We start from the raw sequence: 1509 nt of genomic DNA on the forward strand, positions 1-1509 counted from the left end.
TGTTGATCTTCTGCCGACACCTTGGTGCCGCGTGCGTTGCGGGCGAAAGCCAGTTGTCGGCAAGCGTTGGAGCAATACACCGGGATGCGACCAGCCTCAGCGACCGTGACCGTTTTGTTGCAACTGGCGCAGCGGATGAAACGTGGGCGACGCTCGCTCATTTGAGCTTCCTTGTAATTCGTCATTCGAACGAAATCTAACATATAACGGAAACTAACGGAAGCACGGCACTAGCACTACTTTGGCAGAATTTAGCGATTGATGGGCGAATCTGGATTCCCGAATCAGATTTTCAATGATTCATGGATGGTCGGCTTTTGGAGGGCCGACCATGGCGGGCACGACGTCGAAGTGGGAAGACGAGCTTGGACGCTGGCTCAAGCCATTCCTGGATCGCTTAGGCCACAAGGCACGGCGACGGATGTGTCCGCTTTATATCGCGGGATTGATTGGACCGGGTGATCGCAAGAGCGTCCAGCCGATGGCGGCGCGACTGGCACCGGGCGAGTATGACCAGTTGCACCATTTCATTGCTGATGGCGTTTGGGACGCAGCGCCATTGGAGGCGGAATTGCTGGTTCAGGCCGATCGCCTGGTCGGCGGCAAGGATGCGGTGCTGGTCATCGACGACACGGCGATGGCGAAGAAGGGCGATCGTTCGGTTGGTGTCGCTCCACAATATGCCTCGTCTCTCGGCAAGACGGCCAATTGCCAAACATTGGTGTCGCTGACGCTTGCACGGGGTGAAGTGCCGCTCATGGTGGCATTACGTCTCTTCGTTCCCGAGAGTTGGACGAGTAATCCAGTGCGTTTGAAGCGTGCGGGCGTTCCAGTCGAGCACCGCGCAGCGCGGACCAAGCCAGAGGTCGCCTTGGCGGAGATCGACCGCGTCATCGCCTCCGGTGTGCGTTTCGGCTGTGTGCTTGCCGATTCAGGGTACGGCTCCAGCGGACCTTTCCGTCAGGCTTTGAGCGAGCGCGGTCTGCTGTGGGCGGTGGGTCTGTCGCGGCGCCAGAACGTCTATCCCGCCGACATTGCCCTGATCTTCCCAATCGCGAAGACCGGAAAACCCCGCAAATACCACATCCCTGATCAGCCACCGGTCTCTGCTGAAGCGTTATTGGCCGAAGGCAAATGGCAAAGGGTCAGTTGGCGGCGGGGCACCAAAGGTCGGCTGACCTGTCTCTTCACCGCCCGCCGTGTCTGCGTTGCGGATGGCCATAAGCACCGGATGCTCAATAACCGTATGCAGTGCATGCCTGGTGACGAGGTCTGGCTCGTCGGCGAGCGGCGGTCGACCGGGGAACAAAAATACTATGTGTCGAACCTGCCGGCCGATGCCACCATCAAGACGCTCGCTGCCACGATCAAGGCCAGGTGGGTCTGTGAACAGGCCCACCAGCAGCTCAAGGAGGAGCTTGGGCTCGACCACTTCGAAGGTAGATCCTGGACGGGATTACATCGACACGCGCTGATGACGATGATCGCCTACGCCTTCCTCCAATCCCG

The 1509-nt window shown here is 59.2% G+C and carries 1 protein-coding gene; it reads left to right on the forward strand.

The features are described from left to right. Positions 1–331: 331 nt before the first annotated feature. A partial coding sequence (locus VMT30_08900) for an IS701 family transposase (GenBank protein HVQ45046.1) occupies positions 332–1509 on the forward strand: 1178 nt, incomplete at its 3' end.

This window comes from Candidatus Saccharimonadia bacterium (assembly GCA_035544015.1).
GTDB lineage: Bacteria > Patescibacteriota > Saccharimonadia > UBA4664 > UBA4664 > UBA5169.